This is a genomic window from Silicimonas algicola (genome assembly GCF_003970735.1).
GTDB classification, from domain to species: domain Bacteria; phylum Pseudomonadota; class Alphaproteobacteria; order Rhodobacterales; family Rhodobacteraceae; genus Silicimonas; species Silicimonas algicola.
The window spans coordinates 2,020,681-2,036,743 of record NZ_CP034588.1; the positions used below are offsets into that span (position 1 = coordinate 2,020,681).

Genomic DNA, 16,063 nt, shown 5'->3' on the forward strand with positions numbered 1-16,063 from the left:
GCTTTAGCCATTTCTTAAAGCGGAGGTCACCGCCTTCCGCGCCACCTGGGGTCACGGTCAGATCCTCCGGCCGACCTGAGGCGCCCTCTGGGGGCTCGGCTTGTGCAGCTCTCGTGACGGGACTCCAGCGGCCGTCAGCCGTCTGTTCGAACCGCGATCCAGATCGTGTGGCGGGCGCCGCGTTTGGTGCGGCCTGCGCGGACCGTGTGTTCGCTGACGTCGAACCCGCACCGGGAGAGGCGTCTGGAGAAGGCCGAATCCGGCGCGGCCGACCACACGGCGAGGACACCGCCCGGGGTCAGCGCGCGACGCGCCGATTGTAGGCCCTCCGTTCCATAAATCGTCGCGTTGTCCGCACGGACAAGGCCGTCGGGGCCGTTGTCGACGTCGAGGAGAATCGCGTCGAACGCGCCCGTCGCCCCGCGTATCTGGCCGAGGACATCTCCTGTCCGCACCTCCAGCCGCGGATCCGACAGGGCCGCTCCGAAGACCTCGGCCATGTGCTCTTCAGCCCAGGCGATGAGGTCAGGCACGATCTCCGAGACGATCAGGCGCGCATTCGGGGGAGCTGTCGATTGAACGGCGCGAAGGGTGAAGCCCATGCCGAGGCCTCCGATCAGCACGCAGGGGGCGGACCGTCCGGCCAGCCGATCCAGGGCGAGCGTGCCAAGCGCCTCTTCCGAGCCGCCGAGCCGGCTGTTCATGAGCTCGTTTCCGTCCGCCAGACGGATCGAGAATTCATCGCCCCGGCGCAGAAGGCGAAGCGTCCCCCCGTCGGGGGCCGTCGCGGTCGCCAGATGGATCCACGGGACCATGGCAGCGATCCTTTCGTCGAAGCGGAGTCTTCCTCGAGCGGCCCGGTCCGGGGCCGCTCTACCCGCCCACGCGGCTGGCGGCATAGGCGATGGCGCGCTGGTAGTTGCCGCTGTCGTTCCAGGCCGACAGGACCTTGAAGTTGCGCGTGCCCTCATGGAACGGCTGACCCGGCTGCCAGCCGTTGGACCTCAGCATGTTGGCCGCCGTGGCAAGAGCGTCCACCGCGTCATAGGGATCGGCCCTGCCATCGCCGTTGGCATCGACGCCGTATTGCAGCCAGTTGCCGGCGAGGAACTGCAGGTGTCCAAGCTCGCCCGAGGGTCCTCCCCGTGTGGCGGCATTGATCGCACCCCGGTCGACGAGGGTGAGGGCCGCCAGGGCGTGGCTCTCGAACTTCGGGTGCCTGCGACAGTACGAGGCGAGCGTCACCGCACCCGACACGATGGGGGTCTCGCCAAGGTAGCCGCCCCAGCTCGTTTCCAGGCCCCAGAGCGTCGCCAGAACCGATCCCGGCACCCCGTAGCGCTTCTCGATCGCCGCGAACAGCTTCGCGTTCCGCCGGACGCGGCTCTCTGCCCCGCTGATGAAGGCGGCCGCGCTCGACCCGCTGCGCTTGGCGAGGAACGTGGCCGGATCCGACTGCAGGGTGCCGCCCTGGCTGCTGGGGTTGGATTCGAGACGCCAGGTGATGCCCGACAGCTGGCTGGATGCGAGAGCCTGAAGTCCCCGCTCGCCGATGTCGCTGCGTCTGGCATCCGAGGACAGGGCCTGGACGTAGCCGGGAAAGCCCGCCTTCTGCGTGATGCAGGGTGCCGCGACGGAGGGTGACGCGGCGAGCGAGAAAGCGACGACAACAAGGGAGAGGCGAGACTTCAAGGCGTGATCTTTCTGGGCGGACGTTGTGCAGAACTAAAGCCGCAATCGCCGGTTCAGTAAACCCATGCGGGCGTTACCCCTGCGTGGGCCGACGGTGTCACGGCATGAGCTGTCCACCGTTCACTTCGATGGTCTGCCCGATGATGAACCCCGACAGCGCCTCGGAGGCGAGGAAGAGATAGGCCCCGACGCAGTCACCCGCCTCGCCGAGCCGCCCCTGCGGAATGGTGGCGAGCATCGCGTCCATCTGGGCTTGCGTCGAATAACGCTCGTGGAATGGCGTAGCGATGACGCCCGGAGACACGGCGTTCACCCGGATGCCGTTGCCGATCCACTCCTTTGCCATCCCGCGCGTCACGTTCGAGACGAAGGCCTTCGACGACCCATAGAGCCCCGCGCCGCCGCTCGCCCCGTTTCGGGCGGCGATGGACGTCGTGTTGATGACGAAGCCGCCCTGCTTCTTCAAGTGGGGCAACGCCGCCTTCGAGGCCACGATGATCGAGCGCGCGTTCAGATCCATGATCCGGTCATAGTCGTCGTCCGTGGCCTCCGCGTAGGGGACGCGTTTGACCATGCCGCCCGCGTTGTTGATGAGACCTTCGAGCCCGCCGAGCGCCGTTGCCGCCTCTTCGACGGCGGCGGCAAGGGCCGCGCTGTCCGAGGCGTCGGCCCGGACCAGGACGGCAGAACCGCCCTCGGCCTCGATGTCCCGCACGACGCCTACGGCGGCATCGCGGCTGGAGTTGTAGTGGACCGCGACCTTTGCGCCCTGTGCGGCGAACGCGCGGGCCAGGGCCGCACCGATGCCTGTCGACGCGCCAGTGATCAGGACGCGCTTTCCATCGAGGTCGGGCAGTCTTCCATAAGTTGGGGTCAAGTTCTCTCTCCTCGAAGGGTGTCCGTGCCGAGCGGGTTGTTTGCGAACGATCTACTCAGGTGTTGCGCGATCTTTCAACTTCACACCATACTCGAAGGATAATCCGGCGATAGAAACGCCGTACTCCAGGGAGGAAATCATGGAAAAGTTAGCTGCTGCGGCAGTCTGCGCCGCATTTGTCACGGGGGCGTCCGTCGCCTCGGCGACCGAACTCGTCGGTGCGGTTCAGTTCGACGAGAACCACGCCTTCACGAAGGCCTTGCGGGAATTCGAGCGTGTCGCGGGTGAATGCTCGGGCGGATCGCTGACCTTCGACCTTCATCTCAATTCCGAGCTTGGACTCGAGAAGGACTACTTCGAGAACATGAGCCAGGGCATCGCGGTGGACTATGCCATCGTCAGCCCGTCGCACATGTCGACCTTCTCGCAGAAGGCGCCGCTGATGGACATGCCGTTCCTGTTCCGGGACCTCGATCACTGGAACGCGGTCATGGAGCAGGACGCGCTGGCGCCGCTTGCCGACGACGTCCTTCAGCAAGCCAACGTGCGCCTCATCGGCTATGCCGGCGGCGGCACGCGGAACCTGATCGTCAACAAGCCCATCACCAACATGGCCGAGCTCGAAGGTCTGCCGATGCGCGTCATGGGCGCGCCGATCCAGACCCGGATCTTCGAGGCGATCAACGCAGCACCTTCGGTCATCGCCTATGACGAGGTCTACAACGCAATTCAGACCGGCGTCATCGATGCGGCCGAGAACGAGGCTGCGGGCATCGAGCAGATGAAGTTCTACGAGGTCGGTCCCGACATCGCGCTGACCAAGCACGCCATCACGGTGCGTCCGATCGCCTTCGCGAATGCGACGTTCGAGCGTCTGACGCCCGAAGAGCAGCAGTGCGTGCTGGAGGCGGGCAAGGCCGGCGGCAAGCTGGGCCGCGATGTCGAAAGCGGGCAGGACAGCGACAAGCTGCAGGCGATGGAAGACGCGGGCCTGCTGAAGACCCACGAGTTCACCGAGCGCGACAAGCTTCTGGAGCTCGCCGGGCCGGTCAAGGCAGCCTATGCCGAAGAGCTGGGCGCGACCGACGTGCTTCAGGCCATCGAAGCCGTGAAGTGACCAACAAGGCCCCTGCGTCGCACGTCGCGGCGCGGGGGCCCATTGTCCGACACATCGAGCAGGACGCGCCATGCGCATGATTCTGGAAGGCTATTACCGCCTTCTGAAGATACTCATCACTGTGCTGATGGCCGGATTGATCGTGCCGGTCTCGATGCAGATCCTCAGCCGCTACACAGGCGTCATCCCGCGGTACATCTGGACGGAGGAGATCGCGCGGTTCTGCTTTGTCTGGATCATCATGATCGGCGCGATGATCGCGGTCCGCGACGGCACCCATTTCGACGTGGACGTCCTTCCGCACAGCGCAAACCCCAGGATCGAGTTCGCCTCGCGGCTCTTCGTCAACCTTGCCATCCTGGCCATGGCGCTGTCGTTCCTGTGGTGGGGGCAGGATTTCTTCGTTCTCGGATCGCGCCAGCAGTCCGAGATTTTCGGCCTGCCGATGTGGATGATCTACGTCGCCTGGCCGCTGGCCGGCGCGACCTGGGCGCTGTTCATCATCGAGCGGATCTACGACGACATCCGGGGCTCCGGCCCGACCGAAGGGGATATGCATGGGGCCGGGTGAAGTCGCAGCGCTCCTGTTCGGAACCTTCGGTGTCCTGGTCGTCCTGCGCGTTCCCGTGGCCTTCGCGCTTGGCCTTGCCGTGGTGCCGGTCTTCTTCATAGACGACCGGCTGACGCCGGTTCTCCTGATGCGCGAGATGTTCAAGAGCTACAACGCCTTCATCCTTCTCGCGGTGCCGTTCTTCCTTCTGGCGGCCAACCTGATGAACTCGGCCGGGATCACCGACCGGCTGATCCGGCTTGCGCGCGCTCTCGTGGGTCACTTTCCGGGGGGACTCGGCCACGTCAACGTGGTGGTCTCGATGCTGTTCGCCGGCATCTCGGGATCGTCGACGGCGGACGCGGCGGGCATCGGCTCGCTCTTGATCCCGCAGATGAAGAAGGAGGGCTACGGGACGTCCTTCTCGGTGGCGATCACCGCCTGTTCCAGCGTCATGGGCGTCATCATCCCGCCGTCGATCCTGATGGTCGTCTGGGGCGGCCTGATGTCGGTCTCCATCGGCGGCCTGTTTCTCGCGGGCGTCATTCCCGGCATCCTCATCGCCCTGTCGCAGATGATAACGGTGTATTTCTACGCCAAGCGGTACGGCTATCCGGTGCATCAGCGCTCGACCCTTGCCGAATTGCTGAGTGCCATCGCAGGCGCATCGCTGGCTCTGATGACGCCTGTCATCATCGTCGGCGGCATCGTCGGAGGGTTCTTCACCCCGACCGAAGCCTCGGTGGTCGCGGTGCTCTACTCGCTGTCGCTGGGCCTCTTCGTCTATCGCACCATCACGCCGCGACAGCTTCCGCACGTCCTCTACGACAGCGCGCGCTTCGCCGCGATCACGCTCTTCTGCATCGGAACCGCTTCGGCCTTCGGGTGGTGCCTCGCCTACTTCAAGATCCCCGCCGCGCTGGTCGACCAGATCGACCAGATGGGCCTTGGACTGATCGGCACGGGGATCATGTGCGCTCTGGCCTTCCTGCTGATCGGGATGTTCATCGACGCGATCCCGGCGATCATCATCCTCGGCACCGTCCTCTATCCGGTGACGCAGCACGTCGGAATGCATCCGATCCATTTCGCGATCATCGGCGTGATGAGCCTCGCCTTCGGACTGGTCACGCCGCCTTACGGGCTGTGCCTGCTGATCGCCTCCGCCATAGGTCAGATCCGACTGATCGAGGCCCTGCGGGACGTCATCGTGATCCTACTACCGATGCTCGTCGTGCTCCTCGTCATCATTCTTGTCCCGGACCTGATCCTCGCCTTGCCGAGATGGCTGATGCCCAACTTCGTGCAGTGAGGCCTGATCGACGCGGGGCGATTGAGCGGGACGGACGGTCGTGTGTCAAAAGGCATGGAGTGGCAGATGGCGCGAGGGGCGCGTCCGACATGGTGACGGAGCCGGAATGACCCCATGACCGAAGGCACGGCGCGGCGCTGGCCGGTGATTTCCGCCCTCGGCGTGGTGATGATCTTCACCTGGGGCAGCACTTACTACCTGATGACGGTCCTTGCCGCGCCGATCGCGGCGGACACGGGGTGGAGCCTCGGGGCGATCACCGGGGCCTTGTCGGCCGGGCTTCTCGTGGCGGGGCTTGCCTCTCCCACGGTGGGCCGGGCCATTGCGCGCCACGGGGGGCGGCCGGTCCTGGCGGCGGGATGCGCCTTGATCGCGGCGGGACTTCTGGTCATCGCAATTGCCACGAAGCTCTGGATGTTCTGGGCGGGCTGGCTGGTCCTCGGCCTCGGCATGGCGGCGGGGCTCTACGACCCGGCGTTCGCATCGCTCGGGCGGCTCTACGGCAGGGACGCGCGCAGCGCGATCACGGCGCTGACGCTCTGGGGCGGCTTCGCCAGCGCGGTGTGCTGGCCTCTGTCCTCGCTGATGCTCGAAGCCTGGGGGTGGCGCGGGGTCGCCGCGACCTATTCCGCGCTCCACCTGTTCGGGACGATGCCGCTGGTGCTCTGGGCCATTCCCGCCGCCGACCCGCCGGGGGAGCGGCCGCCGTCCGGTGCGCCGCCTCCGAGCGGTCTCGAGGGGCGTGACGCGCAAGTGTTCGGGCTGATGGCGGCGATGCTCGTCGTCAACGGGCTGATCGTCGTCAATGTCTCGACGTGGCTTTTCACTCTGTTGCAGGCGCGCGGTCTGTCGCTTGCGACCGCGGTGGCGCTCGGGGCGCTGATCGGTCCCTCGCAGGTGGGCGCGCGGGTGCTCGAGATGGCGGGCAGGGGGCGGCACCACCCGATCTGGACGCTGGCGGCGTCGGTCCTGGCCATCGCGGCGGGGCTGGCCTTGTTGGCCGCTGGCGTGGGTGTCGCGGGGGCGGCGCTCATCCTCTATGGCGGGGGCAACGGGCTTTTCTCCATCGCGCGGGGGGCGCTGCCGCTGGCCGTGTTCGGCGTCGAGCGCTATCCCGCGGTCATGGGACGGCTGGCGCGCCCGTCGCTCGTCGCACAGGCGGCGGCTCCGTTGCTGGGGGCCTGGGTGATCGCCAACGCGGGGGCGGACGCTGCGCTCTCGACGATCTCGGCGCTGGCGGCCGCGAACGTGGTCCTTCTGGCGTTGCTCTGGCGCGCCGTTCGTGGGTGAGCGACGCATCCGAGGCTCTATCCGAGACATCGGGATCGTAACGGCGCGTTCGAGCCCCATATGATGTCCGGCAGTGGTGAGGCCTCGTGGGGGCTCTGCGCGACAGGATCGCGCGAAACAGGACGAGGAACGCAGATGACGGATGTTCATGGCGGCCCCACAGGGGCGACGGACGGCAACGCCGCAAAGCGAGCCTGCCCGAGATGCAGCCCGCTGTCCCCAGGCGTGGCTGCTCTGCGAGGCGCGCGTCCCGTCGGCCAGGGCCAGTCCTAGCATCATGGCATCCGTCACGATCACGCACGCGACCCACTATCGCTATCAGGCGGCGGTGACGCTTGGTCCGCATCGCATGATGCTGCGCCCGCGCGAGACGCGGGATCTCTCGCTGACGTCGTTCGAACTCGACATCGTGCCTGCGGCTCGCATCGACTGGTCGCACGACGTGGCGGGCAACGCGATCGCCACGGCGAACTTCGATGCGATGTCCGACACGCTTTCGATCCGCTCGCGCACGCGCGTCGAGATCACCGCCCCGGTCTGGCCGGTCTTCCCCATCGCGGCCTCCGCGACGTCCTTTCCGTTCGCCTATGACATCGACGACCTCGTCGACCTCGGCGCCCTCGTCGCGCCGCAGTACGCCGACGATGCAGGGCGGCTGACGCACTGGGTCGAGGGCTTCGTGATGGGACGGCCGACCGACACGCTGTCGCTTCTCAAGGACATCAGCAACGGCATAACCGCGCAGATCCTCTACGAGAGCCGCGAGACGGAGGGCACGCAGGGGCCTTTGGAGACTTTGGACAGGGGCTGGGGCAGTTGCCGCGACTTCGCGGTGCTCTTCGCGGAAGCGGTCAGGACACTTGGCCTGGGGGCGCGTATCGTCTCGGGCTATCTCTTCGATCCGGACAGGTCGCTGATTGGATCCTCGGGCGGCGGATCGACCCATGCCTGGGCCGAAGTCTTCGTGCCGGGCGCCGGTTGGATCCCCTTCGATCCGACGAACCGTGCCGTCGGATCCGCCGGGCTCATACCCGTCGCCGTGGGGCGACGGATCGAGCAGGTTTCACCGATCAGCGGCAGCTTTCACGGCCGCACGTCCGATCAGCTGTCGCTCGATGTGGAGGTGAAGGTTTTCACCACCTAGACGCTTCGGCGCGTCGCAGGGGTGAAACGGTCGCGACCGCGCCTCGCACGGTCGCGACAGATGCAGGCAAGTCAGCCTTCGGTCTTTTCCGCGTCGGGAGCCGTCTCTTCAGCCTCAACCACGGGCGTCGGCGCCTTGCGCATTCCGAACCGCTTCATCTGAGGCTTCTTGGTCGGCTGGCTCAGGAATTCCTTCAGGTCCAGCTGCTTCTTCGGTGTTGAATAGCCCATCGTGTCGTCTCTCCATTTGATTTCGAGGTCACCGATGAGCAGAAGATACTCGTCAGTTCAGTATCCTGCGTTCAAGTCGTCCGCACCATTACAACACGCCCCCCTCCCGCAAAAGCAGGAGGCCAGGCTTCGGTATCTGTCGGCGACAGGTACCGCGGGGGCACCCTGTCCGTCCGTAAAGCAAGGCAGGCCCGGGATCAACGATCCTGGTCGCGCGCCTCGCGGGCTGCCTTCAGACGGGCGGTCTTGTCGGCCCGCTCGGTGGCTTCGGCGTCGATGATCACCTTCGCCGCCGCGCTCGTCTTGTCGATAGGCGTCGACGGAGAGGGCCGCTTTTCCTTGAAAAGGCCGACGGGAACGCCGTGTCGGTCCCGGGCTCCCTGCAGACGCGGTGCGCTGAGGAGAAGGTCATCGATTGAGTTGCTCATGCGCGGTCCTGTAACTTCGCGGCTGTGCCGCGTCCGGGTTGAGTGAAGGCAGCGGCCAAAGAGGTCCCGTGACGGCTCATGGCGGCGCTCTTCGGCTGTGGCGGCGTCGGCGGATGCGGCGGCCCCGCGGTCGTCGTCTTCCAAGTGAAAGCCGATGGAAAAGGAAAAGGGGCTGCCGATCAGAAGATTGACGCCCCTGTAACTTAAGGGACAAAACCCTGATTTACAAGGGGCGCCGAAAGTGACCGGGGGCGACTCGCCCCACCGTTGCTCCAGCATCGCGCTCGAGGACTTGCCCACGGCCCGTCACCGCCAGCCTTCGCACAAAAATCCGGCGTTCCCCGCGACATCGCGGGTTTCCTCTGGCCTTTCGCCTCTTTGCCGGGCGAGAATGTGGAGGAGCGGCGAGAAAAACGCCGGTGGCGGACGAGGGGTCAGCGAGGCACATGACGGACCGGCCGGTCTTTGACGAAATGTGGGGCACCGGCGAGACGCTGCGCGAACCCTACCGCAAGTTCCACGACTGGTTCTCGGCCGAGGACCCGGCGCGGCTGCGCGCCAAGCAGCGCGAAGCTGAAGAGCTGTTCCGCCTGAGCGGGATCACCTTCAACGTCTACGGCCGCGCCGAGGCCGAGGAACGCCTCATCCCCTTCGACATCATCCCCCGCATCATCGGCGGCGCCGAATGGAACAAGCTCTGCAAGGGGATCGAGCAGCGGGTTCGCGCCATCAACTCGTTCCTTTACGATGTCTACCACAAGCAGGAGATCGTGAAGGCGGGCCGCATCCCTGAAGCGATGATCTCGGGCAACGAGGCGTTCCTTCCGCAGATGATCGGGGTCGAGCCGCCGGGCGGCATCTACACCCACATCGTCGGCATCGACCTCGTCTGCACGGGGCCGGGTGAGTTCTTCGTGCTCGAGGACAACGCGCGCACGCCCTCGGGCGTCAGCTACATGCTCGAGAACCGCGAGACGATGCTTCAGATGTTCCCCGAGCTGTTCTCGCAGAACCGCGTGCAGCCGGTGCAGAACTATCCTGCGCTTCTGAACCAGTCCCTGTCGGATTGCGCGCCGGCGGGTGCGGCGGATACGCCCGTCGTGGCCGTGCTGACGCCCGGCATCTACAACTCGGCCTATTTCGAGCATTCCTTCCTGGCCGACCAGATGGGTGTCGAACTGGTCGAGGGGCAGGATCTGCGCGTGGTCGACGGGCGCGTGGCGATGCGGACGACGGACGGCTACAAGCCGATCGACGTGCTCTACCGCCGCGTCGACGACGACTTCCTCGATCCGCTCAACTTCAATCCCGATAGCACGCTTGGCGTGCCGGGGATCATGGACGTCTACCGCGCCGGCGGCATCACCATCGCCAACGCGCCCGGAACCGGCATCGCCGACGACAAGGCGATCTACTCCTACATGCCCGACATCGTCGAGTTCTACACCGGCGAGCGGCCGCTTCTGAAGAACGTGCCCACCTGGCGCTGCTCGGACCGGGAGTCGCTATCGCATGTCCTCGACAACCTGGGCGACCTCGTCGTGAAGGAGGTCCACGGCTCGGGCGGCTATGGGATGCTCGTCGGTCCCGCCGCGGGCAAGACCGAGCTGCGCGAATTCCGAAAGAAGCTGGAGGCGAAGCCGCGGAACTACATTGCGCAGCCCACGCTTGCGCTGTCGACCTGTCCGATCTTCTCGCGCACCGGCCTGACGCCCCGGCACGTCGATCTGCGTCCCTTCGTCCTCTTCAGTCCGAAGGGCGTCACCATCACGCCAGGCGGCCTGACGCGCGTGGCCCTCAAGAAGGGGTCGCTGGTGGTGAACTCGTCCCAGGGCGGCGGCACCAAGGACACCTGGGTGCTGGAGGACTGAGGCGATGCTGGGCAAGACCGCGAACGGCCTCTTCTGGATGTACCGCTACCTCGAGCGGGCCGAGAACACGGCGCGGCTGATCGAGGCCGGGCAGCGCATCGCGCTGACGCGGCTTCACGGCAGCGATGACGAGTGGCGCGCGATCCTCCAGACGGCGGGCGGGCTCAAGGCCTTCGAAGCGGCCAACGAAGGGGTCACGAAGGAAGCCGCGATCAACTGGCTTCTGCGGGCGCGGGAGAACGGATCGTCCGTCCTGCGCTGCATCGAGACGGCGCGTCAGAATGCGCGGCTGGTGCGTACGGCGATCACGGGCGAAGTCTGGGAGTCGATGAACTCGACCTACATGATGGCGCAGGAGACGCTGGCGCGGAAGGTGGGCGAGCGCGACCTGCCGGGCGTTCTCGTCGCGCTTCGCCGGCAGACCGCTCTGGTGCGTGGCATGACCCACGGGACCATGCTTCGGAACGACATCTACAACTTCGCGCGGGTCGGCACCTTTCTCGAGCGCGCCGACAACACGGCGCGGATCCTCGACGTGAAGTACTATGTCCTTCTGCCGTCGGCGAGCGCCGTGGGCGGCGCGGTCGACAACGTCCACTGGGAAAGCATCCTGCGGTCGGTCTCGGCGCGCGGAGGCTTCCGCATGGAATACGGCCCCGGCGCCGGCCCGCGCCAGATCATCGATTTCCTGATCCTCAACACGAAGATGCCACGCAGCCTCGCCTTCTGCGTCAACAAGCTGGGCGAGAACCTCAAGTACCTTGCCCCGCCCGAGCATCCGACCGAGGCACAGTCCATGGTGAGCCGCATCCAGCAGGACCACCTGCGGCGCGACATAGACGACGTCCTCGATTACGGACTCCACGAGTTCATCGAAACCTATCTCGACCTTCTGGCCCGCGTCGCGCGCCAGATCGAAGTCGACTACCGGTTCTACGAGTGACCCGCATGAGGCTGATGATCAAGCACACGACCCGCTACCAGTTCAAGAAGCCGCTCCGCTTCGCGCTTCAGCAGATCCGCATGACGCCCCGGACCAACGCCGCACAAAGCGTCGTGTCCTGGGAGACGCGGGCGACGGGCGGGACGAAGGAGCTGGTTTTCCTCGATCATCACCGCAACGTCACCGAGCTGATCGCCTGCGGCAAGGGCACGACCGAGCTGGAGATCGTCTCAGAGGGCGAAATCGAGCTTCAGGACATGAGCGGCATCGTCGGCAGGCACATGGGGCCGGCGCCGCTCTGGCTCTATCGGCGCGAGACGCCGCTGACCGAAGCGAAGACCGGCGTCAAGGCACTGGTCCGCGGTCTCGACAGCGCGGGCGAGGCGCTGGAGCGGCTGCACGCCTTGTCCACCGCGATCCGCGACAGGGTGGACTATGTCACGGGCGTGTCGCAGTCCGACTGGACGGTCGAAACGGTGATCGAAGCGGGGCAGGGCGTCTGCCAGGACCACACCCATATCTTCCTCTCGGCGGCGCGCGAGATGGGCTTCCCGGCCCGCTACGTCTCGGGCTACCTCATGCTGAACGACCGCACCGCGCAGGAGGCGATGCACGCTTGGGCCGAGGCGCAAATCGAAGGGCTGGGATGGGTCGGTTTCGACGTCTCGAACGGCATCTCGCCCGACACGCGCTATGTCCGGGTCGCGACGGGACTGGACTATTCCGAGGCCGCGCCGGTATCTGGTATGCGCGTCGGCGGGTCGGGCGAGCGGCTCGACGTCTCGCTCGACGTGGTGGAGCAGTAGAGGGCGCCCGTGACGTATTGCGTAGGTATGGTTCTCGACCGCGGGCTCGTGTTCATGTCGGACACGCGCACGAATGCGGGTCTCGACAACATCTCGACCTTCCGGAAGATCACGCTCTGGGAGGAGCCGGGCGACAGGGTCCTGACGCTCCTGTCGTCGGGCAACCTGGCCACCACCCAGTCGGTCGTAAGCCTCCTCAACGAGCGCTCGAAGTCGCCCGAGGACCGGACGCCCACGCTTCTGACCGCACCGTCGATGTTCCAGGCGGCCAACATGGTCGCCGACACTCTGCGCGAGGTCGTCGCGCGCTACCGGCAGGGGGGGCTCACCGCCGAGACGCAGAAGTTTTCGGCGACGATGATCCTCGGCGGCCAGATCGGGGAAAGCCCGCCGCGCCTTTTCCTGATCTATCCCGAGGGCAATTTCATCGAGGCCGGACGCGACACGCCGTTCTTCCAGATCGGCGAGACGAAATACGGCCGCCCGATCCTCGTCCGGGCCTATGACCCCGCCCTGTCCTTCGAGCAGGCGATGAAGCTTCTGATCGTCAGCTTCGATTCCACCCTGAAGGCGAACCTGAGCGTCGGCGCGCCCTTCGACTATCACCTCTATTCGAGGGATAGCCTGAAGCTGGGTCCGACGGGCCGCATCGGGGTCGACGATCCCTACTTCAACGAGATCTCGCTTGCCTGGGGCAACGCCCTGAAGGCTGCGCTGGACAGCCTGCCCGATTTCGAGAGGGTGCCTGATCCCTAGGAGGGATTAGCGCTCCGTTCAGGTTTGGCTTCTATGAGAGCCGGGCCTCAAGCGGATTGGACACCTCATGTTCTCGTTTCTCGATCGCGTCGGGATCGGCGCGAAACTTCCCGTGCTCATAGGGCTTCTCGTCGCCATGACCATCGGCGTGTCGGGCGTGCAGTCGTACCTTTCGATGCGCTCGGTGCTGGAAGCAGAGGCGACGGCGCGGCTGACGGCCATCGGCGCGCTGCACTCGGACCGGATCGAGGAACTGCTGCTGAAGATCGACGAGGACCTCGAACATGCCGCCGGCGATCTTCAGACCGCCCTCGCCATCCGGGCCTTTCACACCGGCTTCGATGCTCTCGACGCGCCCCGCGACGAGTTGCAGAAGGATATCGACGACAACACCTATCCCGCCGATCAGAGATACCTCCTCATCGAATCGCCCGGCGGCCGGCTGTACGACGTCGCGCACCGCCGCTTTCACCCGATCTTCGAAACTCTGATGACCGCGGCAGGCTATTACGACGTCTTCCTCTTCGACCTCGAGGGCAACGTCCTCTACTCGGTCTTCAAGGAGCGTGACTTCGCCTCGAACGTGCTGGACGGCGACTTGCGCGACACCGGGCTGGGACAGGTCTATCGCGCCGTGCTCGACGCCGAGGAAGCGACCGTCGTCTTCTCTGACTTCGCCGTCTACGGGCCCAGCAACGGGCTGCCGGCCGCCTTCATCGCGCGTCCGGTGTCGGACGAAACCGGCGCAAGGGTTGGTGTCGTGGCCTTCCAGATGCCCGTGGGCGAGATCAGCGCCGCCGCCTCGGGACACGGTGCGGGCCTGGGCGAGACGGGCGATTCCTTCCTGGTCGGGCCCGACGGGCTTCTGCGGTCCGATTCCGTCCGGACCGAAACCAACGACATCCTCAAGCGCGAGGTTCGCAACCCGGCGCTCGACGCGGCAATCGCGGGGGCCACGGGCACGACGACCTACGGCGAGGGCCCGGGCGCGACGATGGCCTACCACGCGCCGGTGTCCTATCACGGCACGAACTGGGTGATGCTCACGCTCCAGTCGTCCGAGGAGATCTTCGCGCCCCTGGGAGCCTTGCGGATGAGCCTTCTTCTGCGAAGCCTCATCCTTCTGGCGGTCGCGGGCGTCGCGTCGCTCTTTGTCTCGCGGAACCTGTCGCGCCCGCTGGTGGCGCTGGGAACCGCGGTCCGCCGGATCGCCGAAAAGGATTTCGGGACACCTGTCCCCGCGACAGGGCGCGGCGATGAGATCGGCGCCATCGCGCAGTCGGTCGATGCCTTCCGCGCCGACCTCGCCGAGGCGGAGGCGAGCGCGCGCGACGCCGCCTTCAAAAGCGCGGCCTTCGAGGCGACGGGCGGGCCGATGCTCTTGACCGACCTCGATCTGAACGTCGTCGGCGCAAACGCCGCCTTTTCCCGCCTCGTCAACGAAAACGCGAGCGACTTCGAGATCGAGGGCGAGATCACCCTCGACCACCTGTGCGGCATGAACCTGACGCAGATGTCCTTCCTGCCGCTCGAGGTCCGGGAAAAGATGTCCGATTTCCGCAATCTGGCACTTCGCAAGAAGCTGTCGGTCGGCAAAAGCTATGTCGGCCTTCTGGTCGACCTCGTCCACGACCGCGACGGCAACGCGATCGGCTACGTTCTCGACCTGAAGAACCAGACCTTCCAGATGGCGTCCGAAGTGCTGGTGCGCGCCATCGATCGCCAGCAGGCGCGGCTCGAGCTTGACCTCGACGGCACGGTCAGCGCCGTGAACGATCGCTTCTGCGCCATGCTTGGCCGGTCGCGGGACGATCTCATCGGCACGTCCGGCCGCGGTCTTGTCGAAAGCATCGACAGTCCCGATACGGATATCTGGGCTCAGGCGGTGCAGGGCGAGGGCACGACGGGTCAGTTCAAGATCATCGGCGGAACCGGCGACCGCGTTCTCGACGGCAGTTTCAACCCGGTCCCCAACCAGGACTGGAAGACGACGGGCTTTCTGGTCATCGGCGTCGACGTCACCGAGGCGCAGCTGGAAATCGACGCGGCAGAACGCGACCGCGCCGAGCGGCAACAGCACCTGGCCGACGTCGTGAACGCGCTCAGCGTCACCCTGACCCGCGTGTCCGAGGGCGATCTTACGGCGAGGATCGACGACGCCTTCTCAAGCGAGTTCGATCAGCTTCGCGTCGACCTCAACACCGCGGTGAAGCGCCTGTCCGACGCCTTCGGGGCGGTGGTCGACACCGCACAGCTCATCGACGGCGAAGCGGCCGGCATCCACTCGTCGGTGACCGAGCTGTCCCGCCGCACCGAAAGCCAGGCCGCAACGCTGGAAGAGACCGCGGCGGCGCTGCAAGAGCTGACCGCTTCCGTCACATCCTCGGCGTCGGGCGCGGAAGCCGCGGCCCGCATCGCGCGCCACGCCCGCCAGAACGCCGAGCAAAGCGGCGGCATCGTCCGCGAGGCCGCCTCGGCCATGACCGCCATCGAGTCCTCCTCGCAGGAGGTGTCGAAGATCATCGGGGTGATCGACCAGATCGCCTTCCAGACCAACCTCCTGGCGCTCAATGCGGGCGTCGAGGCCGCACGCGCGGGCGAGGCCGGTCGCGGCTTCGCGGTCGTCGCCTCCGAGGTGCGGGCCCTTGCGCAGCGCTGTCTCGAGGCGTCGAACGAGATCACGGGTCTCATCAATGCCTCGCGCGATCACGTCCGCCGCGGCGTGTCCCTCGTCGGCCAGGCGGGTGGCGCACTTGAAAGCATCGCGGCTTCCGTCCTCCAGATCTCGGACAACGTGGGGCAGATCGCGCAGGCGACGGGCGAGCAGTCGAACGGCCTGACCGAGATCAACGCCGCCCTTTCGCAACTGGACGAAGCGACCCAGCACAACGCCGCGATGGCCGAGGAATCGACGGCCGCGGCTCAGGCCCTGGCGAAAGAAGCGAATGCCCTCACCGCGACGACGCGACGCTTCAACATAGGCCGCAGCGCCTCGCGCGAACTGAACGCCGCCTGACGCGCATATGGCTGCGGAACTACTCCGCAGC

At 66.1% G+C, this 16,063-nt stretch carries 15 protein-coding genes; 10 read left to right on the forward strand and 5 right to left on the reverse strand.

Features of this window, described 5'->3' with window-relative positions; translation table 11 throughout:
* Positions 1 to 134: 134 nt before the first annotated feature.
* The 3 genes from EF888_RS10055 to EF888_RS10065 all read right to left on the reverse strand — a co-directional run bounded on the left by EF888_RS10055 (position 135) and on the right by EF888_RS10065 (position 2,569).
* Entirely contained in the window at positions 135 to 815 is a 681-nt protein-coding gene (locus tag EF888_RS10055) for a spermidine synthase (protein WP_109758875.1), read from the reverse strand.
* A 58-nt stretch (positions 816 to 873) separates the two neighbouring features.
* Positions 874 to 1,692, reverse strand: coding sequence for a lytic murein transglycosylase (locus EF888_RS10060; protein ID WP_109758876.1), 819 nt, complete (start codon positions 1,690 to 1,692; stop codon positions 874 to 876).
* 97 nt (positions 1,693 to 1,789) lie between these two features.
* Positions 1,790 to 2,569 (reverse strand): SDR family NAD(P)-dependent oxidoreductase, encoded by a 780-nt coding sequence (locus EF888_RS10065; RefSeq protein WP_109758877.1) that lies wholly within the window; start codon positions 2,567 to 2,569, stop codon positions 1,790 to 1,792.
* 139 nt (positions 2,570 to 2,708) lie between these two features.
* On the opposite strand from EF888_RS10065, the gene EF888_RS10070 reads away from it, so the two are divergent.
* From EF888_RS10070 to EF888_RS10090, 5 genes are all read left to right on the forward strand, one after another.
* Entirely contained in the window at positions 2,709 to 3,686 is a 978-nt protein-coding gene (locus tag EF888_RS10070; RefSeq protein ID WP_109758878.1) for a TRAP transporter substrate-binding protein, read from the forward strand.
* Positions 3,687 to 3,756: 70 nt separating this feature from the next.
* The gene (locus EF888_RS10075) at positions 3,757 to 4,257 is read left to right on the forward strand and encodes a TRAP transporter small permease (protein ID WP_109758879.1); all 501 of its coding nucleotides are present in this window, start codon (positions 3,757 to 3,759) and stop codon (positions 4,255 to 4,257) included.
* Entirely contained in the window at positions 4,244 to 5,548 is a 1,305-nt protein-coding gene (locus tag EF888_RS10080) for a TRAP transporter large permease (RefSeq protein ID WP_109758880.1), read from the forward strand. Before EF888_RS10075 ends, EF888_RS10080 begins: the two co-directional genes overlap by 14 nt.
* Before the next feature lie 114 nt (positions 5,549 to 5,662).
* Positions 5,663 to 6,838: an MFS transporter gene (locus tag EF888_RS10085; RefSeq protein WP_109758881.1), complete on the forward strand. Its 1,176-nt coding sequence runs from the start codon at positions 5,663 to 5,665 to the stop codon at positions 6,836 to 6,838.
* Positions 6,839 to 7,115: 277 nt separating this feature from the next.
* Positions 7,116 to 7,982, forward strand: a complete 867-nt coding sequence (locus EF888_RS10090; protein ID WP_109758882.1) for a transglutaminase family protein — start codon at positions 7,116 to 7,118, stop codon at positions 7,980 to 7,982.
* 71 nt (positions 7,983 to 8,053) lie between these two features.
* Here EF888_RS10090 and EF888_RS21780 read toward each other — a convergent pair whose 3' ends face one another.
* Positions 8,054 to 8,212, reverse strand: a complete 159-nt coding sequence (locus EF888_RS21780; protein WP_164721519.1) for a hypothetical protein — start codon at positions 8,210 to 8,212, stop codon at positions 8,054 to 8,056.
* A 197-nt stretch (positions 8,213 to 8,409) separates the two neighbouring features.
* The gene (locus EF888_RS10095; protein WP_109758883.1) at positions 8,410 to 8,640 is read right to left on the reverse strand and encodes a hypothetical protein; all 231 of its coding nucleotides are present in this window, start codon (positions 8,638 to 8,640) and stop codon (positions 8,410 to 8,412) included.
* A gap of 446 nt (positions 8,641 to 9,086) precedes the next feature.
* Here EF888_RS10095 and EF888_RS10100 point away from each other — a divergent pair, with 446 nt between their 5' ends.
* From EF888_RS10100 to EF888_RS10120, 5 genes are all read left to right on the forward strand, one after another.
* Positions 9,087 to 10,511, forward strand: coding sequence for a circularly permuted type 2 ATP-grasp protein (locus tag EF888_RS10100; RefSeq protein ID WP_109758884.1), 1,425 nt, complete (start codon positions 9,087 to 9,089; stop codon positions 10,509 to 10,511).
* A gap of 4 nt (positions 10,512 to 10,515) precedes the next feature.
* Positions 10,516 to 11,454, forward strand: a complete 939-nt coding sequence (locus tag EF888_RS10105) for an alpha-E domain-containing protein (RefSeq protein ID WP_109758885.1) — start codon at positions 10,516 to 10,518, stop codon at positions 11,452 to 11,454.
* Positions 11,455 to 11,459: 5 nt separating this feature from the next.
* Positions 11,460 to 12,260 (forward strand): transglutaminase family protein, encoded by an 801-nt coding sequence (locus EF888_RS10110; protein WP_109758886.1) that lies wholly within the window; start codon positions 11,460 to 11,462, stop codon positions 12,258 to 12,260.
* Positions 12,261 to 12,287: 27 nt separating this feature from the next.
* Positions 12,288 to 13,016, forward strand: coding sequence for a proteasome-type protease (locus EF888_RS10115; RefSeq protein WP_109758887.1), 729 nt, complete (start codon positions 12,288 to 12,290; stop codon positions 13,014 to 13,016).
* A 67-nt stretch (positions 13,017 to 13,083) separates the two neighbouring features.
* Positions 13,084 to 16,032 (forward strand): methyl-accepting chemotaxis protein, encoded by a 2,949-nt coding sequence (locus tag EF888_RS10120; protein ID WP_109758888.1) that lies wholly within the window; start codon positions 13,084 to 13,086, stop codon positions 16,030 to 16,032.
* Positions 16,033 to 16,063: the final 31 nt, after the last annotated feature.